The organism is Actinoplanes sp. NPDC049316, assembly GCF_040677315.1.
Lineage (GTDB): Bacteria > Actinomycetota > Actinomycetes > Mycobacteriales > Micromonosporaceae > Actinoplanes.
Genome location: NZ_JBFAQM010000015.1, coordinates 71,115 through 97,207, shown reverse-complemented (window position 1 = coordinate 97,207; position 26,093 = coordinate 71,115). Strand labels below are relative to the sequence as shown.

General features: G+C 74.3%; 15 protein-coding genes and 1 pseudogene. 7 read left to right on the top strand and 9 right to left on the bottom strand.

Annotated features, from left to right (window positions below; genetic code table 11):
* Positions 1–8 precede the first annotated feature (8 nt).
* Entirely contained in the window at positions 9–3,293 is a 3,285-nt protein-coding gene (locus tag AB0K03_RS22905) for a condensation domain-containing protein (protein ID WP_364687965.1), read from the top strand.
* A 3-nt stretch (positions 3,294–3,296) separates the two neighbouring features.
* Here the strand turns inward: AB0K03_RS22905 and AB0K03_RS22900 are convergent, their stop codons facing one another.
* The 4 genes from AB0K03_RS22900 to AB0K03_RS22885 are packed head-to-tail and all read right to left on the bottom strand — an operon-like array spanning position 3,297 to position 11,741.
* Positions 3,297–4,427, bottom strand: a complete 1,131-nt coding sequence (locus tag AB0K03_RS22900) for an alpha/beta hydrolase (protein WP_364687963.1) — start codon at positions 4,425–4,427, stop codon at positions 3,297–3,299.
* 8 nt (positions 4,428–4,435) lie between these two features.
* On the bottom strand, positions 4,436–4,672 hold the full coding sequence (locus AB0K03_RS22895) for an acyl carrier protein (RefSeq protein WP_364687962.1): 237 nt from the start codon (positions 4,670–4,672) through the stop codon (positions 4,436–4,438).
* A complete protein-coding gene (locus AB0K03_RS22890) occupies positions 4,669–9,813 on the bottom strand; it encodes an amino acid adenylation domain-containing protein (protein ID WP_364687960.1) in 5,145 nt (1,714 codons plus the stop codon). Before AB0K03_RS22890 ends, AB0K03_RS22895 begins: the two co-directional genes overlap by 4 nt.
* Positions 9,813–11,741, bottom strand: a complete 1,929-nt coding sequence (locus AB0K03_RS22885; protein ID WP_364687958.1) for a non-ribosomal peptide synthetase — start codon at positions 11,739–11,741, stop codon at positions 9,813–9,815. The genes AB0K03_RS22890 and AB0K03_RS22885 overlap by 1 nt, the downstream gene beginning before the upstream one ends.
* Positions 11,742–11,882: 141 nt before the next feature.
* On the opposite strand from AB0K03_RS22885, the gene AB0K03_RS22880 reads away from it, so the two are divergent.
* The 5 genes from AB0K03_RS22880 to AB0K03_RS22860 all read left to right on the top strand — a co-directional run bounded on the left by AB0K03_RS22880 (position 11,883) and on the right by AB0K03_RS22860 (position 16,671).
* Complete coding sequence (locus tag AB0K03_RS22880; RefSeq protein ID WP_364687956.1) at positions 11,883–13,382, top strand: amino acid adenylation domain-containing protein; 1,500 nt, start codon at positions 11,883–11,885, stop codon at positions 13,380–13,382.
* Between the two features lie 18 nt (positions 13,383–13,400).
* Entirely contained in the window at positions 13,401–13,673 is a 273-nt protein-coding gene (locus tag AB0K03_RS22875) for an acyl carrier protein (protein WP_364687954.1), read from the top strand.
* A 1-nt stretch (position 13,674) separates the two neighbouring features.
* Entirely contained in the window at positions 13,675–14,625 is a 951-nt protein-coding gene (locus tag AB0K03_RS22870; protein ID WP_364687952.1) for a chlorinating enzyme, read from the top strand.
* A 71-nt stretch (positions 14,626–14,696) separates the two neighbouring features.
* Positions 14,697–15,860 (top strand): alpha/beta hydrolase, encoded by a 1,164-nt coding sequence (locus AB0K03_RS22865; protein WP_364687950.1) that lies wholly within the window; start codon positions 14,697–14,699, stop codon positions 15,858–15,860.
* A gap of 55 nt (positions 15,861–15,915) precedes the next feature.
* Positions 15,916–16,671: a thioesterase domain-containing protein gene (locus tag AB0K03_RS22860; RefSeq protein WP_364688121.1), complete on the top strand. Its 756-nt coding sequence runs from the start codon at positions 15,916–15,918 to the stop codon at positions 16,669–16,671.
* Between the two features lie 31 nt (positions 16,672–16,702).
* On the opposite strand, the pseudogene AB0K03_RS22855 reads toward AB0K03_RS22860, so the two are convergent.
* The 5 genes and pseudogenes from AB0K03_RS22855 to AB0K03_RS22835 form a co-directional block, all read right to left on the bottom strand.
* Positions 16,703–16,903 (bottom strand): annotated as a pseudogene (locus tag AB0K03_RS22855) (penicillin acylase family protein); the annotation flags it as partial.
* Between the two features lie 353 nt (positions 16,904–17,256).
* Positions 17,257–18,492 (bottom strand): trypsin-like serine protease, encoded by a 1,236-nt coding sequence (locus AB0K03_RS22850; protein ID WP_364687948.1) that lies wholly within the window; start codon positions 18,490–18,492, stop codon positions 17,257–17,259.
* 98 nt (positions 18,493–18,590) lie between these two features.
* Positions 18,591–21,146, bottom strand: a complete 2,556-nt coding sequence (locus tag AB0K03_RS22845) for a tetratricopeptide repeat protein (protein WP_364687946.1) — start codon at positions 21,144–21,146, stop codon at positions 18,591–18,593.
* Between the two features lie 239 nt (positions 21,147–21,385).
* Complete coding sequence (locus AB0K03_RS22840) at positions 21,386–22,024, bottom strand: hypothetical protein (protein ID WP_364687944.1); 639 nt, start codon at positions 22,022–22,024, stop codon at positions 21,386–21,388.
* Positions 22,025–22,040: 16 nt separating this feature from the next.
* The gene (locus AB0K03_RS22835; protein ID WP_364687942.1) at positions 22,041–23,252 is read right to left on the bottom strand and encodes a S1 family peptidase; all 1,212 of its coding nucleotides are present in this window, start codon (positions 23,250–23,252) and stop codon (positions 22,041–22,043) included.
* Between the two features lie 420 nt (positions 23,253–23,672).
* On the opposite strand from AB0K03_RS22835, the gene AB0K03_RS22830 reads away from it, so the two are divergent.
* Positions 23,673–26,090 (top strand): tetratricopeptide repeat protein, encoded by a 2,418-nt coding sequence (locus AB0K03_RS22830; RefSeq protein WP_364687940.1) that lies wholly within the window; start codon positions 23,673–23,675, stop codon positions 26,088–26,090.
* Positions 26,091–26,093 lie beyond the last annotated feature (3 nt).

Genomic DNA, 26,093 nt, shown 5'->3' with positions numbered 1-26,093 from the left:
GTTCGGTTATGCCGCGTCCCGAGGTGCCATCAGCCGCCGGTCCCGACGAGTACGGCGAGCGGTCGCTGCCGCCCCGCACCCCGTACGAGGACGCGATGGTGGGCATCCTCGGTGAGGTGCTGGGCCGCTCCGGCATCGACGTGCAGGACCGCCTGCTCGACCTCGGCGACGTGTCCCAGGCACCGCGGGTCGTCGCGCAGATCCGCCGCACGATCGGCGTCGACGTCCCGGTCGCCGACTACGCCGAGGCGCGTACGGTCGCCGGGCTCGCCGCCGTCGTGGCCGCGCGCTCGTTCGCGGCCCGGTCGATCACCCCGCCGCGGCGGCTGGGGCCGAGGCCGCCCGGCGCGGAGCCGGTGCTGTCGTTCGACCAGCGGCGGCTGTGGATGGAGAACCAGCTGCTGCCCGGCTCGATCTACAACGTGCACGGGCGCCGGCGGATCCTCGGCAAGCTGGACGTGGCCGTCGTGGAGGCCGGCATCCGCGCGATCGTGGCGCGGCACGAGACGCTGCGCACCCGGTTCCCGGCCACCGGCGCCGACCCGGTGCAGACGGTGGACGAGGTGGACGACGGCTGGGTGCTGCCGGTCCACGACCTGACCGGCCTGCGCGGGCAGGGACCGGACGACCTGGCCGGGCGGACCGCCCTGCGCCTGCTCGACGAGGAGCTCACCACCCCGTTCGACCTCGTCACCGGCCCGCTGCTGCGGTGCGCGCTGATCAAGCTGGGCGAGGAGGAGCACCTGCTCTCCGTCACCATGCACCACATCGTCTCCGACGCCTGGTCGATCGGCCTGTTCGTCCGCGAGCTGACCGCGTTGTACCGGGCCGGCGGCGACCCGGAACGGGCCGGGCTGGCCCCGCTGCCGGTGCAGTACCGCGACTACGCGGTGTGGCAGCGCGGCTGGCTCACCGGGGATGCGCTCGAGTACCAGGTCGGTCACTGGCGGCGGCACCTGCACGACGCGCCGCGGGCCCTGGCACTGCCTACGGTGGAGCGCCGGACCAACGCCATGCGCGCCGAGGCCGGCCAGGTGCTCGCCGAGCTGTCGCCGGCCGAGACCACAGACCTGCACCGGCTGTGCCGCTCGCACGGCGTCACCTCGTTCATGGTGCTCTACGCCGTCCTCGCCACCATCTTCGCGCGCTGGTCGGGGCAGGAGGACCTCGTCATCGGCGTACCGGTGGCCGGGCGTACCAACAGCGTGACCGACCGGCTCATCGGCTTCTTCGTCAACATGCTGCCGTTGCGGGCCGACCTGAGCGGCAACCCGCGCTTCTCGGAGCTGCTGGAACGCGTACGCCGGACCGCCCTCGACGGCTACGCCCACGCCGAGGCGCCGATGGACGAGCTGGTCCGCGAGCTGGAGATCGTCCGCGACCCGCGCCGTACCCCGCTGTTCGAGGTCGTGCTGAACGTGGTCGCCAGCCCCGAGGCGGAGCAGGTCAGCGGCCTCACCATCGCGCCGATGGACACGCCGTCGCTGTTCAGCCGCTACGACCTGACGTTCACGGCGCAGGAGTCCGGTGGCGTGCTGCGGTTCAAGCTCGACTTCCCCGCCGACCGCTGCGACCAGGCCACCGGCCTGGCCCTGCTGGACCAGGTGCGGACGCTGCTGCGAGCGGCGGTCCAGGACCCGTCCGTACGCCTGCTCGACGTGCCCGCCGCCGCGGACGAGCCGGCCGGGACGGCCCTGGAGCCCAGCGGCACGCCGTACGCGGCCCTGGCCCGCGCGGCCGCCGATCCGCAGGACCTCGTCGCCGTGGCCGACGGCGCGGGCCGCTGGAGCTACCGGCAGCTGCACGTCGCCGCCAGGCGGGTGGCCGCAGAGCTGACCCGTCGCGGCGTCACCGGCGGCGGCCAGGTGGGGCTGGTCCGCCGCCCGACCGCCGGCTTCGTCGCGGCGCTGACCGGCGCCGCCGCCGCGGGCGTACCGTGTGCCGTCCTCGAGACCGACGACCCGGCACTGACCGGACCGCTGGACCTCGCGGTCGTGCTGGACACCGATCCGGCCGGGGAGCCGGCAGCCGGGACCGTCGACCTGAGCGGGATCCTGCCCGCCGGTGACGTGCCGGCTCCCCCGGCCCCCGGGCCCGTCCCGGCCGACTGGGCCGCACGCCGGTACGGATTCTGCCGCGGCGACCGGTTCGTCGTGCTGTGCAGCCGTCCCGGGCACCTGATGTCGGCCCTGCACTCCGCGTTCGCCGCCGGCGCCACCCTGATGATCCCGTCCTGCTCGTTCGCCGGCGACGGCAGCGCCGTGATCGACTGGCTGCGGGAGAACGCCGTCACCGTCGCCTACGTCGACGCTCCGATCCTGCGCGCGATCACGGCCCGGCGGCCCGCCCTGCCGGACCTGACGACCATGATCGTCGACAATGACGGCGACCTGCTCCCGCACGACGTCGAGGCGATCCGCGAGGCGGCGCCCGGCTGCCGGTGCGTCGCCGTGCACCACGTCCTGCCCGACGGTCGCCCGGCCGCCGTCCACGACGTCCCGGCGGGTCTCGCCGCGCGGACGGCGCCGCTTCGGGTCCCGCTCGGCACACCGCTGCCCGGGGTCCCGCTGGAGCTGCGGCGAGCCGGCGGGCAGCCGGCGGCGACCGGTGAGCCCGGGGAGATCCTCATCGGCGGCGAAGGCACCGGGATCCGCGCCCGGCGGCGGCCGGACGGGGTGCTGGAACATGTCGGCACCGGGCTCACCGATCCGCTCCAGACGGTGTCGGCCCTGCGCGACATTCCCGGCGTGCGCGACGCGCTCGTCGTCGGGCATGCCGCCGGGGACGGCACCACGGTTCTGGCCGGATACGTGTCCGGGCCCGCCCCGGAGGCCGGCGCCACGGCCATCGGCCAGCAGCTCAAGGCCGGCCTGCCCGACTACCTGGTGCCCCGGCACCTGGTCGTGCTCGAAGCGCTGCCCCGCACCCCCTGGGGCGCGTACGACCTGCGCGCCCTCCCCCGGCCCGCGGAGGACGGCGACGACGGCGACGGCTACGCGGCGCCCCGCACGCCGATGGAGGAGCAGCTCACCGGGATCCTCGCCGAACTGCTGACGCTGGAGCGGGTCGGCATCTACGACAGCTTCTTCGAACTGGGCGGCTTCTCGATGCTGGCGACCCGGCTGATCGCCCGGGTCCGCGAGTCGTTCGGGGTGGACCTCGCGGTCCGGGACGTGTTCGAGTCGCCGACGGTCGACGAGCTGGCCCGGATCGTGCTGCGCGCGCAGGCCGAGCAGTCCGGCGCGGACGAGCTGGAGGCGCTGCTCGCCGAGGTGGAGCAGGCCGGCGCGTGAGCCTCAGCCGGCCAGGAAAGTGCGCAGCATCGCGACCTGGTCCGTGGTGGCGCGGAAGGCGTCCAGGTGGCCGCCGTGCGGGGCCACGGCGAGTCGGGCGCCCGGCATGAGGGCGGCCAGCCGCCGGGATCCGGCCGGGTGCGCGGTCTCGTCGTCGGCGCTCGTGACGATCAGGCACGGCCGGCCGGCCTGTTCCGCGGCCGGCCGGGAGTCCCAGTGCATCGTGGACCGGGTCAGCGCGGCGTAGCGGTAGAAGAGTTCCGGTGTCGCGTACGGACGGACCACCAGCGGGCCCACCCCCTCCGGCACCCCGGTCAGCGGGCCGGCGACGAGCTTGCCGCGCAGCCACGCCGCGGTGTCGCGCGACTCGGTGGCCAGGTCCAGCATCGCCCGCATGTTGATCTGGTGGTCGCTCTTCTCGGCCTCGCCGCCGAGCTCCAGGTCGGCGTGCCACAGGCTGACCGACCCGATCAGCTCCGGCCGCCGGGCGGCCGCCGCCAGCGCCACGGCCGCGCCGGCGCACAGCCCCATGACGTGCACCGGCCCGGCGCCCAGCGATCCGGCGACGGCGAGCAGATCGTCGGTCTGGTGCTCGACGCCGTACCCGCGCCGGTCGAACTCCGCGGGGTCACCGATCGGTCCGGCGGTCCCTCGGGCCTCGGCGACCACGCAGCGGTACGCCGGGCGCAGGGCGGCCAGCCAGGGCAGCGACAGCCGGTAGCCCATGCCGCACGGGGCGGAGAGCACCACGGCGGGTGCGTCCGGCGGGCCGGCCTCCACGACGGTCAGCACGGTGCCGTCCGGCCGGCGTACGCGACCCCGGCGGTAGCCCGCCTCCTCCGCCGCGTACCGGTGGCGGGCCTCGGCAGCCGCCTCGGCGGGAGCCAGGCCGGCCAGCTCCGGTGCGCGCTGCGCCCGCTTGAGCTCCGCCCCGAGCGCGACGGTGGCGTAGTCGCGTCCCCGCCCGCGCATCGGCCGGTCGAAGGTGAGAGGCACGTCCAGGGCCCGGCATACCGCCGCCACCACGTCCGGCGCGCGGTCCGTGGTGTCGTGGTACAGCGGAAACGGGCCCACCTGGGCAGTCAGGCCCTCGAGCTGCCGTACGGCGTCCACCAGGCCGGCGAGCGCATCCATGGTTCTCCTCAGCTGGGGGTGGCCACCGTCGCCCGGCGGGCCAGGACGCGCACCGTCAGCACGCCGTCGTGGGCGCCCGGGTCGAGGTCCAGGCCCAGGGACCGGTGCGCCTCGGCGACGATCCGGACGATCGACAGCGAGGTGGCGCCGTGCCCGGGGAGGTCGTCGTCGGCGGTGAGCGCGGGCCGGTCCAGGACGTGGCGGGCGATCGCGAGGATCCCGCGGGTCCGGTCGGGGGTGCTCACGCGGGGTGCTCCTCCGTGCGGGCCGGCGGCAGGCGGTCCACCGGCACGATGTGCTCCGGGATCCGGTGCCGCGGCAGGTGGGCGGTCAGGTGCCGGTGCAGGGCGGCCGGGTCGGGTCCGTCGCCGCGCCGGAGCACATACGCCGTCGCGCCGGTCACCACGGCGTCGCGTACGCCGGGCACGTCGCGCAGCGCCGCGACCACCTCGAGGGGGTCGCCGGGCGGGGCGGCGTACTCGACGATCCCGTCCGGGCCGCGCCGCGCGAGGCAACCGGTGCCCTCGCCGCCGGCCCGGATCTCGCCGGCCTCCCCGGTGGCGGTGGGCCGGCCGGCCGCGTTGCGCAGCGCCAGGCCGGCACCGATCGGCACGCGCAGCGGCGCCGTGGCCGCCGACCAGTCCCCCGGAATCTCGTACGCGGCGAGCGGCTCCCGTCCCGGCGCCGGCCGCCAGAGCGCGACGACCCGCGGGCCCGGCGCCAGCGACCGAGCGAGGGTCACGTCGTGCGCGGTGAGGTCGCCGCGGTTGTCGAGGAACACGTGACGCAGCAGGGGCAGCGTGCCGCCGGGTTCGAGTCCGCGCAGCGCCGGGCCGCTCAGGCACACCGCGGTCGCCGTCGCCAGGTCCTCCGGCGCCACGACCGCCGCCCCGGCCGACGACACGTACGCGCGCAGCCCCGCGTCGCCGCCGAGCACCGCGACCCGATCGCCGGCACCCACCCCGGGCGGCGGTGGCCTCTCGGGCTCGTCCGGCCCGGACGGCGCACCGAGGTCGTATTCGAGGATGCCGCGGGCCGGATCGTCCGCGGCCGCCGCCAGCAGGCCCGTGACCTGGCCGAGCAGGGCCCGCATCGCGGCGGGCGCGTACCGGCCGGCATGGTGGTGCAGCTCGAGCCGGTAGTGGCCGTCGCGGTGGTGCACGTCGAGGCCGAGGTCGACCTTGCCCGGCTGCGGTGGCAGCTCCGGCTGGTCCACGTCGACGCCGGGTAGCTGCCACTGGTCCCCGGCGTCCTCGATGACGCTCAGCAGGACCTGGAACAACGGTGTCCGCAGTGGATCGTGCGCCGGCCGCAGCTCGCCGACCAGCACGTCGAACGGCGTCGAGCCGTGGGTGGCCACCCCGTCGACGGCGGTACGCCGTACCCGCTCCAGCACGTCGCCGAACGCCGGATCACCGCTCAGGTCGACCCGCAGCGGCACCGTGTTGACGAAGAGCCCGACGAGCGCCTCGGTCCCGGCCGCCCTGCGCGTGTGCACCGGTACGCCGACGACCAGGTCGTCCTGGCCCGACCAGCGGCGCAGCACGGTCGCGAGGGCGGTGAGCACCGCCATGAACGGGGTGACCCCGTGGACGCGGCACAGCTTGTGCAGCGCGGCGACCTGATCGGCGCCGAGGTCCGCGCGGACCTTGCCCCCGGCCCCCGGTACCGGCAACCGCCGCCGCGCGGTGGGCAGGGCCAGCTCGGCCGGCGCACCGGCGAGGCGGTCGCGCCAGTAGCCGAGCGACGCGGCGAGGGTCTCGCCGGTCAACGTGGCGCGCTGCCATACCGCGTAGTCGCGGTACTGCACCGGCAGCGCGGGCAGCCCGGCCGCCCTGGGGTCGCCTCCGGCGCGGTACAGCGCGGACAGTTCGCGCACGATCAGGCCGACCGACAAACCGTCCGAGACGATGTGGTGCGCGGTGAGGCTCAGCAGATGCTCGGTGTCACTCACCCGCACCAGCAGGCAGCGGAAGAGCGGACCGGTACGCAGGTCGAACGGCCGGGCCGCGTCGGCGTCGGCGAGCCGCCGGGCCTGGTCCACCGTCCCGTCGGCCAGGGTCAGCCGCCATCGCGGATCGGGGGCGGTGACCTCCTGCATCGGCAGCCCGCGGACGACCGGGAAGACGGTCCGCAACGCCTCGTGCCGTCCGATGACCGTCCGCAGGCTGCGTTCGAGCGCCGGCACGTCCAGCACGCCCCGCAGCCGCTGCCGCCCGTGCACGTTGTACGCGGCTCCCGGCTTGAGCTGGCACTCCAGCCACGTCCGCTGCTGCTCGAAGGAGAGCACCGGCGCCGCCCCGGCCGGCCGTGGCGCGATGACGCCGGCGGTGGGTGAGCCCTGCGGTGCCGCCAGCGTGGCGGCGAGGTCCGCCAGCCGGGAGTTCTCGAAGACCGTCCGCAGCGGCAGGCTCCGGCCCGCCCGCTCCCGCAGCCGGTGCAGCACGTCCCCGGCGGTCAGCGAGTCGCCGCCGAGGTCGAAGAAGTCGTCGTCGCGGCCGACCGTCTCCAGCCCGAGCACGTCCTGCCACACCCGCGCCACCAGCTCCTCGTCGTCGCCGCGCGGCGGCTCGCCGCCGGCCGCGACCGGGGCGTCCGGCGCCGGCAGCGCCAGCCGGTCCACCTTTCCGTTCGGAGTGTGCGGCAGCGCGGGCAGCACGACCAGGACGGCGGGGATCATCACGATCGGCAGGGTCCGCCGCAGGTGCGCCCGGACGTCGTCCTGGTCGACGGCACCGCCGCCGGCGCCGGCCAGGTATCCGACGAGCCGGCCGTCGTGGAGCCGGACGGCGGCCTCGCCGACCTGCGGGTGGCGCAGCAGCACGGTCTCGATCTCGCCGAGCTCGATCCGCTGACCGCGCACCTTGACCTGGAAGTCGCGGCGGCCCAGGTAGAGCAGGGCGCCGTCGGACCGGTAGCGCACCAGGTCGCCGGTGCGGTACATCAGGGCGCCGGGGGTGCGCGCGTACGGGTCGGCGACGTAGCGCGAGGCGGTGAGGGCGCTGCGGTTCAGGTAGCCCAGGCTCAGCCCCTGGCCGGCGAGGTAGAGCTCGCCGACCGCGCCGACCGGCACCCGGCGCAGATCGCCGTCGAGGACGTGCCCGCGGCCGCCGGGCAGCAGCGCACCGATCGGCGGCGGCTGTTCGCCCTCGCGCAGCACCGCGGTCGTGGAGTACGTGGTGTCCTCGGTGGGCCCGTAGCAGTTGACGACCTGGTCGAGGTCGCCGGTCGCGTACAGGTCGTCGGGGAGGGTGCCGGTGACCGCCTCGCCGCCCAGGCACACGACCCGCGCGCCGGCGGGCAGGGCGTCCGCCTCCACCAGGGCGCGGGCGGCCGACGGCACCGAGGAGATCATCGTGACCGCCGGCGGCTCGGCCAGCAGCGCGAGGGCGTTGTCGACCACCACCACGGTCCCGCCGGTGCACAGCGTCGCGAAGAACTCGAAGACGGAGACGTCGAAGCAGATCGACGTGGACGCCAGGACGCGCGACATCTGCTCCCGGGTGAACGCGCGGGCGCTCCACCGCACCACCGGGACCGCGTTGCGGTGGGTGAGCAGCACGCCCTTGGGCCGGCCGGTCGAGCCGGAGGTGTAGAGCACGTACGCCGGCCGGTCCGGCGGCACCGGCACGGCACCGGGGTCGGTCACCGGCCGGTCCGCGGCCGCGTCGAGCACCGTACGCGTGACGACCGTCCGCGCCCCCGCATCGCGCAGCATGTAGTCGGTGCGGTCGGCCGGATACGCGGGATCCAGGGGCAGGTACGCCGCCCCGGCCTTCATGATGCCCAGCATGGCCACGGCCAGGTCCACGGTGCGGCCGAGCCGGATGCCGACGATGTCCCCGGCGCCGGTGCCGCGGGCGCGCAGCAGGTGGGCGAGCTGGTTGGCGCACTCGTCGAGCCGGCGGTACGTCAGGCGCCGCTGCGGGTCCTCGACGGCCACCGCGTCCGGGACCCGCCGTACCTGCTCCCCGAAGAGGTCCAGGAGGCTGACGTCCGGGCCGTCCACCTCGGGGCCATTGCCCCAGCGGTCCAGCAGCGCCCGCTCGTCACCGGTGAGCAGGTCCAGGCGGTCCAGCGGGGTGTCCGGGTCGGCCAGACCGCTCGCGAGCAACGCGGGCAGCCGGTTCGCCATCCGGGTTGCGGTCACCGCGTCGTACGCCTCGGCGCTGTAGTCCCACGTTCCCCACAGCGCGCCGTCCTCGCGCCACAGCTGCAGTTCCAGGTCGTAGCGCAGGCCGGGACGGGCCACCGCCACCTGCCGCAGCGGCGATCCGGCGAGGGTGGGAGCGCCCCAGTCGCCCTGGAACGCGATGCCGGCGCGGACCAGGGGTGAGTCGACGTTGCGGCCCGGTGCCAGCGCGGCTACCAGGTCCTCGAACGGCACCCCGCGATGCGTCAGCGCGTCCAGGCAGGTGGCGCGGGCCCGGCGGACGACCTCCCGGAAGGACGGCCGGCCGCTCAGGTCGGTACGCAGCACGAGCAGGTCGGAGAGCAGCCCGACCGCGCCGTGCCGGCCGGGCCGGGTCCGCCCGGCCTCGGGGCAGCCGACCGCGAAGCCGGTCTGGCCGCTGTGCCGGCCGAGCAGCACCTGGAAGGCGGCCAGCACGACGGTGAACAGCGTGGTGCCCTCGTCGCGGGCCAGCCGCTCGGCGGCGGCCGCCAGGCCGGCCGGCACGGCGAGCGGCACGGAACCGGCAGCGAACGTGGGCCGGGGCGGCCGGGGCCGATCGACCGGCAGGTCCAGTTCGGGCAGTCCGGCGAGGTGCTCGCGCCAGTGGCCGAGCGCCGCCGGGTCGGCGGGCGGCGGCACCGGTGACGGCGCGAGGCCCCGCAGCTCCCCCCGGTACGCCCGGTCCAGCTCGCCGAGCAGCACCCGCATCGAGCCGCCGTCGCAGACGAGGTGGTGCGCGACGAACAGCAGCAGCCGCTCATCGCCGGTGAGCCGGTAGCCGTGCACCCGCACGAGCGGGCCCTGAGCGAGGTCGAACGGCTCGGCCGCGGCCGCGGCGGCCAGGTCGCGCGCGGCGTCCCACCGCCGGTCGGCGCTCAGGTGGCGCAGGTCGGTCCACCGGACCGCGACGGCCACGTCGTCGAGGACCACCCGTGCCGGTCCGGCGTCACCGCCGGGGAACGCCGAGCGCAGCGCCGGGTGTCGGCGGACCAGCGCGGCCAGCGCCCGGTCCAGGCGGGCCTCGTCGAGCTCGCCGGTGTGCCGCGCGGCGAAGCGCAGGTGGAACACGGCGGTGCCGGGGCGCAGGCGCTCGAACACCAGGACGCCGCGCTGGGCCTTCGAGACCGGTGCCGGGCCGGGCGCGACGGGCGTCGCGGCCGGGGTTCCCGACCGCCACCGGTGGACCAGATCGCGGCCCGCGGACAGCTCCATCACCGGACCCCCGCTCCGCCGACGGCCAGCGCCATGCGCTCCCGGACGCCGGCCGGATCGTGACCGCCGGCCCGCCACCGTCTCAGCAGCGCGTCGGCCGCGGCCTGCGGTGTCGCCACGGTGAGCATGCTCTCCACCGGCACGGTGAGCCCGAGGGCGTGTTCGAGGACCGCGGCAGCCTCGGCGCCGCGCACCGAGTCGACGCCGAGCGACGTCAGGTCGTCGGTGGGCCGGCAGCTGCCCGCCTCGCACACCTCGGCGAGGATGCCGCAGATCAGGACGGCCAGGTCGGCGCTCGCCCCGGCCGCGGCACCGTCATCGTCGGTGGCGCCGTCGCCGGCCGGCGCGAGCAGTCCGGCAGAGTCGTGGCCCACGGCGCCGGCGTACTCGCCGCGGAGCAGCGCCTCGCGGGCGGCGGACCGGCGGATCTTCCCGCTGGAGGTGCGCGGCAGCGACCGCGGCGGCACCAGCGCCACCAGACCCAGCAGCAGACCGGTACGGTCGAGGACCGCGGCCCGCAGCTTCGCGGCCAGCTCCGGCGTACGGGCACCGGCCATCTCCTGCAGCAGCACCGGCACGGCACCGGCGGGGCCGTCAGCCGCGAACGCCGCACCCGTGCGCGCGGCCGGTCCGGCGGCCTGCCGGGCGGCCGCCTCCACGTCGGCCGCGTGATGGTTCACCCCCCGCACGACCAGGACGTCCTTGCTCCGGCCGCGCACCACCAGCTCGCCGTCGCGCCAGGACCCGAGATCCCCCGTACGCAGGAAGCGCACCCCGTCCAGCTCACTGAAGAGCTCGCCGGTGCCGCCACCCAGGTAGCCGGGGGTGACGTGCGGACCGGCGACCCAGATCTCGCCCTCGGTCCCGTCGTCCACGGGGCGCAGGCGGTGCTGGTCGACGACGGCCACCCGCTGGTCGCGGACGGGCGTACCGCAGCTCACCGGGGTGGCGGCGCCGCCGTCCCAGTGGCCCGCGGTGACGATCAGCGTCGCCTCGGCAAGCCCGTAGCAGGGCAGGAACGCCTCCGCGCGGAAGCCCGCCGGCGCGAACCGCCGCGCGAAGGCGGCGAGGGTGTCCCGCTTGACGGTCTCGCCGCCGCTGAACGCCACCCGCCAGCGGGACAGGTCGATCCCGGCGAGCGCCGCCTCGTCGCGGGCCCGCCGTACGCACAGGTCGTACCCGAAGTCGGGCCCGCCGGAGTGGGTCGCGCCGGACTCGCCGATCTGCCGCAGCCAGCCGAGCGGCGCCTTGAGGAAGTCGCCGGGCGCGAGGATCCGTACACAGATGCCGGCGGTCATCGGGGTCAGCAGGCCGCCGACGAGCCCCATGTCGTGGAACGGCGGCAGCCAGGTCAGGCCGCGCGAGTCCGGGTCCAGGCCGAAGCACTCCGCGATGGCGGCCGTATTGGCGGCCAGGCTGTCGTGCCGCACGAGGACGCCGCGGGGCCGGCCGGTGCTGCCTGAGGTGTACTGGACGACAGCCACGTCGTCACCGGCGGCGACGGGCCCGACCGGCGTACCGTCGGCCTCCGGTCCCGGGACGGTCTCCCGGCGCGGCACGGCGATCTCCGCGTAGTCGCCGTCCGCCACGACGACCGGCGGGCGGGCGTCGGCGACGATGCCGCCGAGCCGGTCCCGGTCGGCGCGCGAGGTGGGGCCGGGCGGGAACGCCGGGATCACCGGCCGCCCGGCGAGGAAACCGCCGAAGACCGCGACCACGTAGTCGAGCCCGGCGGGCAGGGCGAGCAGCACCGGGCCGTCCGGCGCCGCGGCCAGCCGCCGGGCCAGCGCCGCGGCCCGGCCGGCGAGCTGGGCGTACGTGAGGGTCTCGACCCCCGCGGCACCGGCGTACTCGTACGCCACGACGTCCGGGGTCCGCTCGGCGCGGGCCGGCAGCGTACGGGTCAGTAGTTCGGGCTCCGCCACCATGGCGACGACGCTATCCAGCGCGGCGGCACGGGGACTGTCCCGTGATACGAGGACGGCCCGGTCGCCGTTTCACGTGACTCCGCCGCTGTCCCGCCCCTGCCTAGCGTGGGATCGACCGACCTCGCGGCGAAAGGAATCCAGGTGCTTCCAGGCGACTGCCTGCACACGGTGTTCCGGGAACGCGTCCGCGAGAACCCGGGGCGGATCGCGCTGTCCACCCCGGACGGTCCGGTCTCGTACGCGGACCTCGACGCGCGCAGCGACCGCCTCGCGGCCCGGCTGGCGGCCCTCGGCGTGGGACCGGACGTCCTGGTCGCCCTCTGCACCGCCCGCAGCGCCGAGGCGGTCGTCGGCATGCTGGGCATCCTCAAGGCGGGCGGCGCCTATGTGCCGATCGATCCCGCGTACCCGGCCGGACGCGTCGACTACCTGCTCGCCGACTGCGGCGCGCCGATCGCGGTGGCCACCCCGGACGTGGCGGCGGCGGTCCGCGGACGGCATCCGCACGTGGTGTGGGTGGACCCCGCCGAGCCGGGCCCCGGTACGCCTCCCACCGAGGCCGCCGCGGACTCCCTCGCGTACGTCATCTACACGTCCGGATCGACCGGCAAGCCGAAGGGCGTCGCGGTCGAGCACCGCCACGTGACCCGGCTCTTCGCGGGGACCGAACCCTGGTTCGGCTTCGGCCCGGACGACACGTGGGCGCTGTTCCACTCGCTCAGCTTCGACTTCTCAGTGTGGGAGGTCTGGGGTGCGCTGCTGTACGGCGGCCGGCTGGTGCTGGTCCCGGAACGCGGCACCCGCTCCCCCGCGCTGCTCGCCTCGGTCCTGCGCGACGAGCGGGTCACCGTGCTCAACCAGACGCCGTCGGCCTTCCACCAGTTGCTGACCGTGCTCGGCGACGGCGTGATCGGGCCGGCGCTGCGGCTGGTGGTCCTCGGCGGTGAGCGCCTCGATCCGCAGCTGCTCGCGCCGTGGATCGAGCGGTACGGCGACGGCACCCCCGAGCTGGTCAACATGTACGGGATCACCGAGACGACGGTGCACTGCACGTACCGGCGGATCACCGCGGCCGATCTGGCGGAGCGGGGCGTCAGCCCCATCGGTGTCCCGCTGCCGGATCTGCGCGTACACCTGCGGGACGAGGCCGGGAAACCGGTGCCCGACGGCGTACCGGGCGAGATGTACGTCGCCGGCGCCGGCGTGGCCCGCGGCTACCTGCACCGGCCGGAGCTGACGGCCACGCGTTTCGTCACGGCCGGCGGCGAGCGCGCCTACCGCTCCGGGGACCGGGCCGTACGCCGGCCCGGCGGCGGTGAGCTCTGCTATCTCGGCCGGGTGGACGACCAGCTGAAGGTCCGGGGTTTCCGGATCGAACCCGGCGAGATCGAGCACTGCCTCGCCGGGGTGCCCGGGGTCGCCCGCGCCGTGGTCGCACCCCGGGTCTTCGGCGAGGGCGACGTGCGGCTGGTCGCGTACCTGCTGCCCGCCGGCGGGCCGGACCCCGACCTCCCGGCCGTCGCCGAGCGGCACGCCCGTGCGGCGCTGCCCCGGCACCTGCGGCCGTCGCTCTACAAGGTTGTCGGCGAATTTCCCATGACGCTGCAAGGAAAGGTGGATCGCGATGCATTGGGCAAGTGACGAACGGCGGGGCCGGCCATGACGTCCGCGCAGCAGACGGGGATCACCGCCGCCGAGGTCGCGCGGGCGGTCACCGACATCGTGCACACGGAACTGGCCCGCGAGGTCGACCCGGCGGTGGACATGTTCGACCAGGGCGCTACCTCCCTGGCCTTCCTGCGCATCGTGGCCCGGGTCAACGAGAGGTTCGACATCACGACGGACGTCGGCGAGCTGGAGGAGGCGAGCGTCGACGGCCTGTCGGCGCTCGTGGCGGCGCAGCTCGGGGCTCCCAACACGGCGAGGGACTGACATGACCAACACCCTGGAGAGCTTCACCCCCACCCCCGAAGAGGTCCAGCGCTTCCACGAGCGGGGCTTCATGGGCCCGTTCAAGGTGTACGAGGAAGACGAGATGCGCCGGCTGTGGAAGCGTGAGCGGCTGCGCCTCATGGACCGCAACGGTGCCGTCTACAGCGACGACAGCGCGCAGGCCGGTAACACCAACATCGCCAACTACGACCGGCACCTCGACTCCACGTTCCTGGCCGACCACATCTGCCACCCGCGGATCGTCGACCGGGTCGCCTCGATCCTCGGGCCGAACGTGCTCTGCTGGCGTTCCGAGTTCTTCCCGAAGTACCCGGGTGACGAGGGCACCGACTGGCACCAGGCGGACACGTTCTCGTTCGCGTCGGGCAAGCCGCAGATCGTGTGGCCGCCGGAGCACAAGGAATGGGGCGGCACCCTCACCGTGTGGACGGCGTTCACGCCGGCCACCGAGGAGACCGCGTGCCTGCAGTTCATCCCCGGGACCCACGGCCACTGGCGGATGAACTACGACGAGAGCAAGGGGATGGCGTACCAGCCCGACAAGATCAACGAGTCGGAGAAGGACGGCGTCAACCGAGGGTTCTACGGCTACGACTACCGCCAGCTCCAGAAGGACCCGGACTGGCGGCCGCCGGAGGAGAAGGCGGTCTCGATGGTCATGCGCCCCGGCGAGGCCATCATGTTCTGGTCGACGCTGATGCACGCGTCGAAGCCGCACTCGGCGCTCGACCAGGAGATGCGCCTCGGCTTCGCCGGCCGGTACGTGCCCACCTACGTCGACATCTATCCCGACACCGACGACATCGACGAGTACGGCGGCGTCATCAGCCTCCAGGACTGGGGTGCCGTCCTGGTCTCGGGCAAGGACGAGTACACGCACAACCGCAAGCGGGACCGGACGACCAAGGGCCACGTGTTCCCGGTCCGCTGAAACGCCCGGGCCGGCCGGTGTCACGCCGGCCGGCCCGATCCTGTCGTCCGACACCCCTGGGGGCCGCGCCGATGCTCACCTCCCGTGCCCGCGACGCGGTCACCCGGCTCACCGGTTCCCTGCTGGCGGTGCGGCCCCTCGCCGAGGCCCTGGCCGGCCCGGTACGCGTCGCCCCGCCGCCCGGCACGTGGCCGGCCGGGCTCGTCGAGCACATCGCCCGCCGCGCCGGTGTCCCCGGCCTGACCGCCCCGGCCGGCCTCGGCCCCGGCGACCTCCAGGTCTTCGAGCGGGTGATCAGCGACCGGCTGGCTACGCTCCCGCTGCCCGCCGGCACCGTCGCGGGGCCCGAGGTGGACGCCGTCGTGGACGAGGCCGTCGCGAACGGCTTCGACGCCGTCTTCCACCGCGAGCGGTTGCTGTCCCACGACGGGGTGCCGCTGTACGCGTACGCGTCGGCACCGGCCGCCGAGGCGGTGGTGTTCGTGCCCGCGTGCGGAATGCCGGCTGCGCTCACCGAGAACTGGCTGCGTCACCTGGCCCGCGACCGGCAGGTGCTGACCTGGGAGAGCCGAGGCCTGGACCCGTCCGGCCCCGCCGGCGACCACGCGGTCGACACCGCCGCCCAGGCCCGCGACCTGTTCACCGTCATGGACCGCCACGGCGTCGGCACCGCGCACGTCGTCGGGCTGTGCGGCGGCGCGGTCATCGCCCTGGCGGCGGCCGCCGGCCGTCCGGAACGGATCGCGTCGCTGAGCCTGTGGCACGGCGCGTACGAGTTCGCCGACGGCAGCGACCGGACGAAGTTCCAGAACGACCTCATCGAGCTGATGGTCATCGCCGCCCGCAGCCGCCCGGCCGCCCGCTCGGTGCAGGCCGCCTTCTGCCAGGTGGCGCTGACCAGCACGCCCGCCGAGATCGCCCACTTCGTGCTCTACCCGTACGCCAGCGCCGAGCTGTTCTACCGCTACTGCGCCCTCAACGGCGCCCTGGCGCTGACCGACGTGAGCGACTACCTGCCCCGGGTGCACCAGCCCACGCTGGTCGTGACCAGCGCCGACGACGCGACCGCCCACCCGGAGGGCTCGCGGCGGGTAGCCGGCGGCCTGCGCCACGGGCGGCTGCGCGTCGAGCCGCACGGCGACCACGCCTCGCTCTTCCAGGCGGACGACGCGCTGATCCGGGTGGCGACGGACTTCATGGCCGGCGTGTCCTCGAATCGCGGGACGCCGGCCTGAGCGTCCCGGCCGCTAGCGTTCAGACATCCACGGCAGCGAAGAGATCGGGGTGGCCATGTACGGGCAGGCGCTGGACGTCGACCGCCGGTGGTTCAAGCGGTTCGGCCGCACCGACGACACGGCCCGGTTCCGGCTGCTCTGCTTCCACCACGCCGGCGGCAGCGCCTCGATGTACCGCCACTGGCGCCGGCTGCTGCCCGAGCGGATCGATCTCGTGGCCGTGCAGCTGCCGGGGCGGTCGGACCGCTTCACCGAACGGCCACACGAGCGCATGACGGCCCTGGTCGACGACCTGGCCGAGGTCGCCGGGCCGCTGCTCGACCGGCCGTTCGCCTGCTTCGGCATCAGCATGGGCTCCCGGGTGGCCTGGACCTTCGCGCACGCCCTGCGGGACCGCTCGATGCCCCGGCCCGCGCGGCTCTACCTCGCCTGCGACGCGGCTCCCGCCACCGACGACGGCACCTGGCCGTGGCAGAACCGCGCCGACGGCCTCGAGGGCTACGTCCGGGAGATGGGCGGTACGCCACCCGAGGTGCTGAGCCAGCCGGAGCTGCTGCAGGCACTGCTGCCCGCCCTGCACGCCGACCTGACCGTCCTCGACACCCACGGCTTCCACCCGGAGGTCCCGCTGGCCGTCCCCGTCCACGCGTTCGCAGCCGCGGACGACCCGGTGGCCACGCCGGAGCGGGTGGGCGGCTGGCGTACGGAGACCACGGCGGACTTCCGGCTCCACGTCGTCCCGGGCGGCCACTTCCTCAGCGCGGAGGCCGAGTCGCAGGTCATCACGACCATCGCCGGCGACCTGGCCTGACTGAGAGGCCGTCCGCTGCGCTCCGGTCCGCTCAGGGGGTCAGCGTCTGGCGCGTCGCCGCCTCCTGTTCGATCGGCCCCCTCGTCCAGCGCATCGGCAGGGTCCGGCCCGTTCGCCAGAGCTCGAGCTGGTCGTCGTGGTGGTCGGTGAACGCGTGCCCGCTCACGCCGGTGAGGTTCACCCAGCGGGACCTGTCCAGGTCGGACAGGTCCACGATCATGCGCATCGACGGCGCCCAGTCGTATGCCGGATCCCAGCCGGGGCTCGGCCACTTGCCGTCCCCCTTGCCGCGCATCCTGGCCGACGTCGAGGCTGCGACCGAGGCGCCGGCGCCGGTTCCGCACTTTCCGTTCCTGGACGGCGACATCGCCGCGGTCGCGGCTAATCGGCGGGTGGCCGACCTCGTGCTGGCGCACGAGGTGTCGTCGAGCTGGCCGCGAAAGGCCTGGAGACGTTGCGCCGCGCCACCGAGACAGGCGACGACGCCGAGCGCGAGCTGCCAGACCACCACCGGGGGGCGGAAGCCGGCAAGAGGGCCGGGCCGCAGTGGCCCGGCCCTCCCGCACCCCCGGGAGCGTGGAACGGTCAGCCGGTTTCGATGGTCATGCCGCCGGTGAAGCCGGGCACCGGGGTGAACCACGACTCGGCCGGCGTGGCGTTGCAGCCGGCGGTGCTGCGGCTGTGGATGCCGTACGCGTTGCGCCGGTTGTCCGACGTCAGCTGGTACCAGCCGCCGCCGCTGTCGCCACCGCACGCGTCGTACCCCGTCGCCTTCACCATGCCGCGCACCTGCGGATCGCTGACCAGCTCGATGACGGCGCAGTTGTTGGCGCCGGTGGGCGTGGTGACGTTCGCGGACAGGCACACGACCTCACCGGCCATCATGGACGATGTGCGCGTCGGTGCGCCGTTGACCGGCACGAACCGGTTGGTCGCGCCGTGCATGTAGATACGCCCCACCGTGTCCGCGAGGTAGGTCGCGTTGGTGGTGCTGATCGAGGCGATGTCGAGGCTGTCCCGGTCGGTGGCGCCGGTCAGCGTCCCGATCGTGGTGCCCCCTGTCGACCAGGTCACGCCGACCCCCGTCGAGCAGTGGCCGGCCGTCATGACCCACCGCGTGTTGGGCGTGAACTTGTCCCGGAAGGTGAAGCCGAGCGAGCACTGCGGGCTCAGCTTCAGGCCGGCGCGCAGGCTGTCGGCGCAGTCGGTGCGGGCGGTGCAGGCGTCCGGCTCCACCGGGGTCGCCTTGCGCGCAGCCACCCGTACCCCGGCGGGCACCGCGTCGGCGGCCAGCGAGGCCATGCGCAGCGCTGGCACGGCGACGACGACCTGGTTGTCGACCAGGTCCAGGCCGACGTTGCCGGCCGCGGCCGCACTCAGCGCACCGGTGCCGCCGCGGATCGCCGCAGCCTGGCGCTCCAGGTCGGCGAAGGTGCGGGCGACGCGGTGCGTCTGCACCCGTATGCCGAGCTCGCGCCCGAGCGTCGCGGCGGTCGCCTCGGCCGCCGCGGTGGTCACCGCCACGTGCAGGACACCCGACGGCGCGTCGTACCACGACCCGCCGAACGTCTTCTGGTCCCCTTCGACCGTGTCGTGCAGCAGCCGCCGCTGCGCCTGCTGCGCGGCGGCGGTGCGCGCGTCGGCAATCGACATCGCCGGGTACGCGGCACGGTACGCGCCGGCGACGGCCTCCGCCGCGCCGCTGGCGGTACCCGGATCGATGGCGCGGACCGGCAGCGGCGCGCTCGCCTGTGCCGGCGTCGCCACGAGCATCGCCACGGCCACCACGGCCACGCCGGCGCTCACCCATTTCGATCTCATCGAGCCCTCCCTCGATTTCCTTCGCTGGCGGGACTCAGCGTGGAGCCGTGGGCGGCCGGACTGGAACCGTTCGCGGCTGTCAGGAGTGTCGCTGACAGTCAGCCGGGCAGCAGCGCCACGACGGTTCGGGCCCGCTCCTCGAGGTTGCGGAACCCGGTGCGTCCGGCCTCGGTGAGGGCGCGGTGGGCGTACTCGCGGGCCCGCCGCTCCTGGCTCAGGCCGTGGCAGGCGGCGGCGAGCCCGATGGACGCCTCGATCCTCGGGTACGGGTCGCCGCTCGCGCCGGTCAGGTCGAGCGCCAGCTCGTGCTGCTCGATCGCGTCACGGTTCTGGCCGAGGCGGTGGTGGACGGCGGCGAGCGTGTTGAGCGCGTCCGCCTCGATCCGGATGTCGCCGAGCAGGCGGGCCTGGGCGACCGCGGCACGCGCCAGGTCCAGCGCCTGCCGCGGCTCGCCGTGGTCGCGGTACACCTCCGCGAGGTCGCGCAGCGTGTACGCCTCCGCGCCGCGGTCGCCCACCTCGCGGCTCAGCGTGAGGGCGAGGCTCAGGTGGTGCAGCGCCTCGTCGAACCGTCCCGCCGCGTGGCAGATCTCGCCGAGCGTGTCCAGCGCGAACGCTTCACCCTGGCGTGACCCGGCCAGCCGCCGCAGCGTTACCGCCCGGGCGGCCGAGTCCAGCGCCTCCGGATACCGGGTGAGGTACCAGTACGTGCGGGCCAGGTGGTTGAGCGTGAGCGCCTCGCCGTCCGGCGAGCCCACCTGGCGGTACAGCGCCAGCGCCCGCCCGTACACCTCGGCGGCCTCCTCGAGGTTGCCGGCGTCGCGGTGGACGGTGGCGAGGATGCCGAGGGCCGCCGCCCGCCCCTTGTCCCAGCCGGTGCTCTCGGCGAGGGCGAGCGCCTGGGTGCAATGCCCGATCGCCTCGGCGTACCGGCGCTGCCGGTGGTCGATGTTGCTGAGGCTCAACAGTGTTATCGCCTGCGCGCGACGGTCGCCCTCCTCCTGCGCGGCGCGCAGCGCGTCCGCCGTGGCGCGGGCCAGGTCGACGGTGTGCATGCGCAGCCAGAAGTAGCTGCGCATGGTGTCCGCCAGCAGCCACGCGGTCGGCCGCGGTCCGCGCCGCGCGGCGTACGCGATGGCGGCGACGAGGTTCGCCCGCTCGGCGTCGAGCCAGGCGAGCGCGGCCGCCCCGTCGGGGAAGGCGGGCGCCGGGACCCGAGGCGCGGGCACCGGCAGGCGCATCCGGTCGGGGTAGACGAGCTTGGCCGCGGTGTCGGCCCCGGCCAGGTACCAGTCGAAGAGCCTTCCCAGCGCGGCCCGCCGCTCCTCGGCGGGCTCCTCGGCCTCGCACCGCTCGGCGGCGTACTGGCGCAACAGGTCGTGGCTGGTGTAGCGGCCGTCCGGCTGGCGGGCGAGCAGGTGCGCGGCCGCGAGCCGCTCCAGCAGCCGCCCGGACACCGCGCCCGTCGTCCCGGCCAGCGCGCCGGCGCCGTCGGGGGTGAGCTCCGGCCCGGGTACGAGCCCGGAGAGGCGGAACAACCGTCGCGCCTCGGCCTCCAGTGACCTGTACGAGAGGCCGAACGTTGCCCGTACCCCCGACTGCTCTTCGTCGGTCTCCAGGCTCGCGAGGGTGTCCTGGCGCAGCTCGGTGACGTCGTCGGCGATGCGGCGCCCGGGATGGTCGATCATGCGGGCGGCGGCGATGCGCAGCGCCAGCGGCAGGTACGAGCAGATCCGCGTCAGCTCGGCGGCGGCAACCGCCTCGACGGCCACCCGGTCGGCGCCGAGGATGTGGGCCAGCAGCAGGTGTGCCTCGTCCGCGCTGAGCACGTCCAGGGTCAGCCGTCGCGCGCCGTCGCGCGCCACCAGGCCGGAGAGCCGGTCCCGGCTGGTGACCAGCACCATGCTCGCCGCGCCGGCCGGCAGCAGCGGCCGGACCTGCGCCGCGTCGGCCGCGTTGTCGAGCAGCACCAGCGCCCGGCGGTCGGCCAGCAGCGAGCGGTACCGCGCGGCGGCGACGTCTTCCTCGGTCGGGATCTCGCCGGCCGGCACGCCGAGGCCGCGCAGCAGCAGCACCAGCGCGTCGATCGGCCGCACCGGGTGGCCCTGTGCCCAGCCACGCAGGTTGACGTAGAGCTGGCCGTCGGGGAAGAGGTCGGCGACCTGGTGGGCCCAGTGCACGGCGAGCGCGGTCTTGCCCACCCCGGCCATGCCGGCGATCGCCGTGATCACCACCGCCGTTCGGTCGCCGGCGAGCAGCTCGTCGAGCGCCTTGAGCTGCTCCTGGCGGCCGGTGAAGCCCCACACGTCCGGAGGCAGCTGCCGCGGCACCGAGGCGGCGACGGGGGTGCCGCCGGCCGCCACGGCCGCGAGGTCGGCGTCGCGGGCCTGCACCTCGCGGGCCTGCCGCCACAGCCGCCCGAACTCCTCGGCGTCACCCCCGAGCCGGGTGACGATCTCCTCCACCACCTCCCATCGGGCGAGGCGGGGCAGGCTGAACGCGTCGTGGATGGTAGTCGGGTTGATCCCCCGCGGGCGCCGCTCGCCGCGGGTGGCACGCTGCAGCTCGCGCATGCTCGGCCAGCCCGCCGACGCGTGGAGGTGGTGCAGCCGCTCGTAGAACCGCCGGATCGGCCCGTCCGGCACCGCAGGCATCCTCAGCCTTCCTATCGGCGCCACCTCCCGCAATCAGGTCGCAACGAAGGCCATCGATAGCAGTATCGCAAAGACGGAAACGTGCTCTTCGGGTGTACAGCGGCGTGCAACTGTGTTTCACCGATGACGGGTCGGGTCACTGCAGTGAGTGTCCTAACCATTGATCGCAGGCACGACGACGGAGCCGGGACGACCGTCCCGGCTCCGCCTACCTTGTCGCCGGCTGGTGATCCGGCCGGTCAGGTCACAGGCTTGAAATCCTGCGGGTACGGAGGCAGCACCGAGCAGGTGGCGCCCCAGGCCAGAAGCACGTTGCCGGTGAGTTGGGCGCCGGCCGTGCCGAGCAGCCCGCCCCGGACGTAGCTGATGTCGTACGTGGAGCTGAAGACGGCGCCGACGTCGGCGATGGTGCCGGTCTCAGGGAGCCCCGCGCCCTGCGGTGTGTAGGCCCACGGGACGTAGAAGTTGCGCCAGGCGATGGGGCCGAGGGTCGATGTGGCGCCGAAGTTGATCCGGCCGATCCTGTCGCCGGGGACGTCGTCGACGACGAAGAGCCAGGCCTTGCCGCACGGGCCCTCCGTGACGGTGTTCGCCGACGGGCCATCGGGGCAGATGTCGTGCTCGGTGGCGTAGGTGCGGGCCTTGCCGACCAGCTTGCCGCAGTCCAACCCCAGCCCCACCTCAATCATCTTTCCCGAACCGGCCGCGGGCGCGCCCGCGCCGGGTACCCACGGCTCCGCCGGCGCCTGGGTGACCGCCGCCGCGATCTGATCCGTGGATGCCGCCGGGGCCTCGGCCGCCTCGGCGGCGCCGGGCGCCGACAGCAGCGCGGCCACCGTGGCGAACAGGGTGAGTAGTGCCTTCCTTCGTGCTAGCACACGATCCTCCTATGGGTCAGTTGGTGCAGTACCCCTTGGTGGTCACGTTGTAGACGCGCCAAGAGCCGTCGGGAGCGGTCCATACATGCGAGGACGTCGATGAGTCGTAGGGGTTGCAGTTGATGCCGGCGGTACGGAGCGCGACTCTGTTGGCCGCGATGCCGTTGCTGATCGCGGCCTCGCGAGTGCTGCCCTGGCCCTGCGACGTCACGGACCGGATGACGGTGTACGGAGCCGCGTTGGCGACGGTCAGCGTCAGGCCGTAGGCGGCCAGGATGGGCAGCAGCGGCTGGAAGTAGGTGGTGCCGCCGTTGGTGCAGTTGCCGGAACCGCCGGAGGTGACACCCTGGGCCTGCAGCCCGGACAGCCAGGATCCGCCGGAGTCACCGCCTTCGGCGCAGGCGTTCGTGCGGGTTAGGCCCTGCACCGTTCCTTCGGCGTAGTTGACGGTGGCGTTCTTGGCCTGGATGGTGCCGCAGCGCGTGCCGGTGGTGGACCCGGACCGGCACACCGAGGCGCCGACGACCGCCTCCTGCGAACCCTCGACGGGCGTGCTACCCGAGGCGTTGACCTGCGGGGTGGGGGTCCAGTCAGCGTTGACCGCCACCCAGCCGTAGTCGACGCCGGGGAAGGTGGAACCGGCCACGGTGCCCTGTGCAACCCCGTTGACGCCGGCGGTGGTGGTGCCCACGACGCCGCAGTGTCCGGCGGTGACGAACCCGCCGGTGACGGAGAACCCGATCGAGCAGCGGCTGTTGCCGGGGTAATAGGCGTCGCCGCCGCGCAGGTCGTAGAGCGGTCGCGGCTGTTCGGTGGAGGCCTGGATGCGGACCGCCCCGGGGTCGGCGCCGCTGCCGGCCACGAAGCCGGCGGCGGCGGCCATGGCCGAGGCAACCGCCAGCACGACAACGGTGTTGGTGGTGACATCGACGTACCAGCCGGCGATGCCGTCCGGCGCCCTGCTCAGGTCCAGCCGGGCCTTTGCGGTGTCCAACTGCCGCTCACTGCGCGCCACCACCCGGGGCTGGGCGCCCAGTGCGCGGACCCGGTCGGCGGCGCCGGCGTCGGTGATGGCCACGACCAACTGCTGGTCGTAGGCGGTCAGCCAGGCGCCACCGAAGCGGGCGCCGAGTTCGACGCGCACCGTCTGCTCGACGCGGGCGGCGGCGTCCTCCCTGGCCAGCCGGACCTCAACCTCATCAGCGGCGAGGCCGAGGTCGCGTTGCATTGCGGACATCATGTCGGCCGAGGAGACGGCGACCGCCGGAGCCGCCGACGGCCCCACGAGCGTCCCGGCCGTGGCCGGCGCTGGTGTACCGACAAGGACGGCGCATGCAACCGCCGCGATGCATCTTCGCGTGATCCTGTTCACGTGGCTCCTCGAGGGGTCGACGGTGTCGGGGTAGTGGGTGCCCGTGCATCACGACGCCGTAGTACCGACCGTGAGGTGTCAGGGGCCGCAGGCGCCGCTTGGGCCGAGAGGGCATCACGGGTGATCCCTCCGGCTTCTTGAGGGCATTGTTGTCGCTCGATACCTTTGTCGGCGCTGGGCGCGGACAGGTGTGGACAGCCGCGACCAAGGCGGCAGGTGGCGACGTGCGGCGCTGTCCGGTGCGCTGGACAGCGCTGGACAACGAAGGGACCGCGCGTGTCTGCTGACGATGGCCGGCTGCTGTTGCGGCAGCTGTGCGAGGACCTACGGTTGCTGCGATTCCGGGCCGGGGGGCCGAGCCTGCGCAGCCTGGCGGCGCGGTTGCGGTTGGGCAAGAGCCAGATCGGTTCGATTCTCAACGGCAAGATCGGACAACTGCCCGACTGGGACGTGGTTCGCGGGATCGTCGATGCCTGCCGGCAGTACGCGCAGGACCAGGGCCGGCTGGACCAACTGTCGCTGGCCACCGGAATCGAGCAGGTCTGGCGGCCCCGATACGCCATGGTGGAGTACGCGCTGCAACAGGCATCGCGGCAGCGGTCGGCGGCGCCGGCGTCGGCGGATCCGTTCCGCACCGTGCGCCGCGATGCGGCGCAGGCGGCGGTACCGCGGCAGCTGCCCGCCGCGACGCGGCACTTCGCCGGTCGGATCGCCGAGCTCGCCGAGCTGGACGGGCTTCTCGACGACGCCTCAACCACGAACGCCGTGATCATCTGGGCGATCGGAGGGACCGCGGGCGTAGGCAAGACCGCCCTGGCGGTGTACTGGGCGCATCGGGTCGCCGACCGGTTCCCCGACGGTCAGCTCTACATCAACCTGCGCGGCTTCGACCCGGGCCGGCGAGCGATAGCCCCGACCGCGGCGGTGTACGGGTTGCTGGTCGCACTCGGTGTGCCACGGGACCGTATCCCACCGAGCCTCGACGCTCGCACCGCCCTGTACCGCAGCATGCTGGCCGGCAAGCGGACTCTCGTGCTCCTGGACAACGCCCGCGACGCCGACCAGGTCCGTCCGCTGCTGCCGGGTACTCCCTCGGCCCTCGCCGTGGTGACCAGCCGCAACCGGCTGACCTCCCTCGTCGCGGCCGACGGCGCCCACCCGCTGTGCCTCGACGTGATGTCGCTCGCGGACGCCCGTGACCTTCTCGGCAAACGGCTCGGGGCGAACCGCGTCTCGGCCGAGCCGGGGGCGGTGGAGCAGATTGTCACGGCCTCCGCCCGGCTGCCACTGGCGCTGAACATCGCCGCGGCCCGGGCCCAGCAGACCGGCTTCCGCCTGGCCGAGCTCGCCGCCGAGCTCCGCCAGGCCGGCCGGCGGCTGACGGTGCTCGACGCCGGCGACCCGACCGGCCGGCTGCGTTCGGTGTTCGCGCTGTCGTACGAAGCGCTCAGCGCGCCCTCGGCCCGCCTGTTCCGGCTGGTCGGCCTGCACCCTCGGCCGGAGTTCTCGGCGGCGGTGGCGGCGAGCCTCGCCGGTGACTCACTGGCCCGGGTCCGCGAAACGCTGATCGAGCTCGACCTGTCCAGTCTGCTCATCGAACACACGCCGGGGCGGTTCGCGTTGCACGACCTGCTGCACGCCTACGCCGGAGAGCTCGTTCGCGACCAGGCGGCCGGAAGAGAGCGGCGAGCGGCTCTGCGCCGGATGCTCGACTACTACCTGCACAGTGCCTACGCGGCCGACCGGCTGCTGTACCCGAACCGCGACCCGATCACCCTCATCCCCCGCATCGAGACGGTCGTGGTCGAGGAGTTCGCCGGCGAAAGCCAGGCGATGAGCTGGTTCGAGATCGAGTACCCGGTGTTGGTCGCCGGCGCCGACCTCGCGGCCGACGCGGGGCTCGACCGTCACGCCTGGCAGCTGGCCTGGGTCCTGGCGACGTTCCTGCAGCGGCGCAGGCAGTGGTCGGAGCTCGCCGCGATCGCGCGGGTCGCGCTGGCGGCCGCCGACCGGTTGGCGGACTCGACCGGTCAGTTCCACGCGCTGCGCCTTCTCGGCATCGTGCTGACCAGGTTACGCCGGTACGACGAGGCGGAAAGCTATGTGCGGCGGGGCATCGACCTGTCCGCCCGGTGGAACGACCCGGTCAGCCAGGCCGTGGGTCATCGGGTCCTGAGCGACCTGTTCGTCGCCCAGGAGCGGCATCAGGAGGCGATCACCCACGCCGAGCGGGCGTTCGACCTGTACCTGGCCGTGGATCACCTGGCCGGCCAGGCCCTGGCCCTCAACGCGATCGGGTGGGGACACACCCAAGCCGGCGACCATCGTCGCTGCATCATCTATTGCGAACGAGCACTCGCCCTGCACCAGCGGCTCGGCAACCGCCTGGGAGAGTTGGCCACCTGGCACAGCCTGGGCTACGCACACCACCAGCTCGGTCTCGGCCGCGAGGCCATCGCCTGCTACGAGCGGGCGGCGCGCCTGGCCCGGGAGATCAGTGACTGGGACGGTGAGGTGAACGTGCTGAACGACCTCGGCGACGCCCTGCACGCGACCGGCGAAACCGACGCGGCCCGCCAGGCCTGGCAGCGCGCGCTGGACGTACTGGGCGAGGTGGACCCCCGGGGCGCCGACCAACTCCGGAGCAAGATTGCGAAGGTGGGCGGCGGGTCACGTCTTTCCGGATCGGCCTGAGAT

What these genes read in the sequence shown, in the direction of transcription:
- AB0K03_RS22860 (WP_364688121.1), top strand. Translation starts at nt 15,916, where the DNA reads ATGTACGGGCAGGCGCTGGACGTCGACCGCCGGTGGTTCAAGCGGTTC.
- AB0K03_RS22870 (WP_364687952.1), top strand. Translation starts at nt 13,675, where the DNA reads ATGACCAACACCCTGGAGAGCTTCACCCCCACCCCCGAAGAGGTCCAG.
- AB0K03_RS22835 (WP_364687942.1), bottom strand. Translation starts at nt 23,252, where the DNA reads ATGCAACGCGACCTCGGCCTCGCCGCTGATGAGGTTGAGGTCCGGCTG.
- AB0K03_RS22900 (WP_364687963.1), bottom strand. Translation starts at nt 4,427, where the DNA reads ATGGATGCGCTCGCCGGCCTGGTGGACGCCGTACGGCAGCTCGAGGGC.
- AB0K03_RS22905 (WP_364687965.1), top strand. Translation starts at nt 9, where the DNA reads ATGCCGCGTCCCGAGGTGCCATCAGCCGCCGGTCCCGACGAGTACGGC.
- AB0K03_RS22890 (WP_364687960.1), bottom strand. Translation starts at nt 9,813, where the DNA reads ATGGAGCTGTCCGCGGGCCGCGATCTGGTCCACCGGTGGCGGTCGGGA.
- AB0K03_RS22845 (WP_364687946.1), bottom strand. Translation starts at nt 21,146, where the DNA reads ATGCCTGCGGTGCCGGACGGGCCGATCCGGCGGTTCTACGAGCGGCTG.
- AB0K03_RS22865 (WP_364687950.1), top strand. Translation starts at nt 14,697, where the DNA reads ATGCTCACCTCCCGTGCCCGCGACGCGGTCACCCGGCTCACCGGTTCC.
- AB0K03_RS22885 (WP_364687958.1), bottom strand. Translation starts at nt 11,741, where the DNA reads ATGGTGGCGGAGCCCGAACTACTGACCCGTACGCTGCCGGCCCGCGCC.
- AB0K03_RS22875 (WP_364687954.1), top strand. Translation starts at nt 13,401, where the DNA reads ATGACGTCCGCGCAGCAGACGGGGATCACCGCCGCCGAGGTCGCGCGG.
- AB0K03_RS22850 (WP_364687948.1), bottom strand. Translation starts at nt 18,492, where the DNA reads ATGAGATCGAAATGGGTGAGCGCCGGCGTGGCCGTGGTGGCCGTGGCG.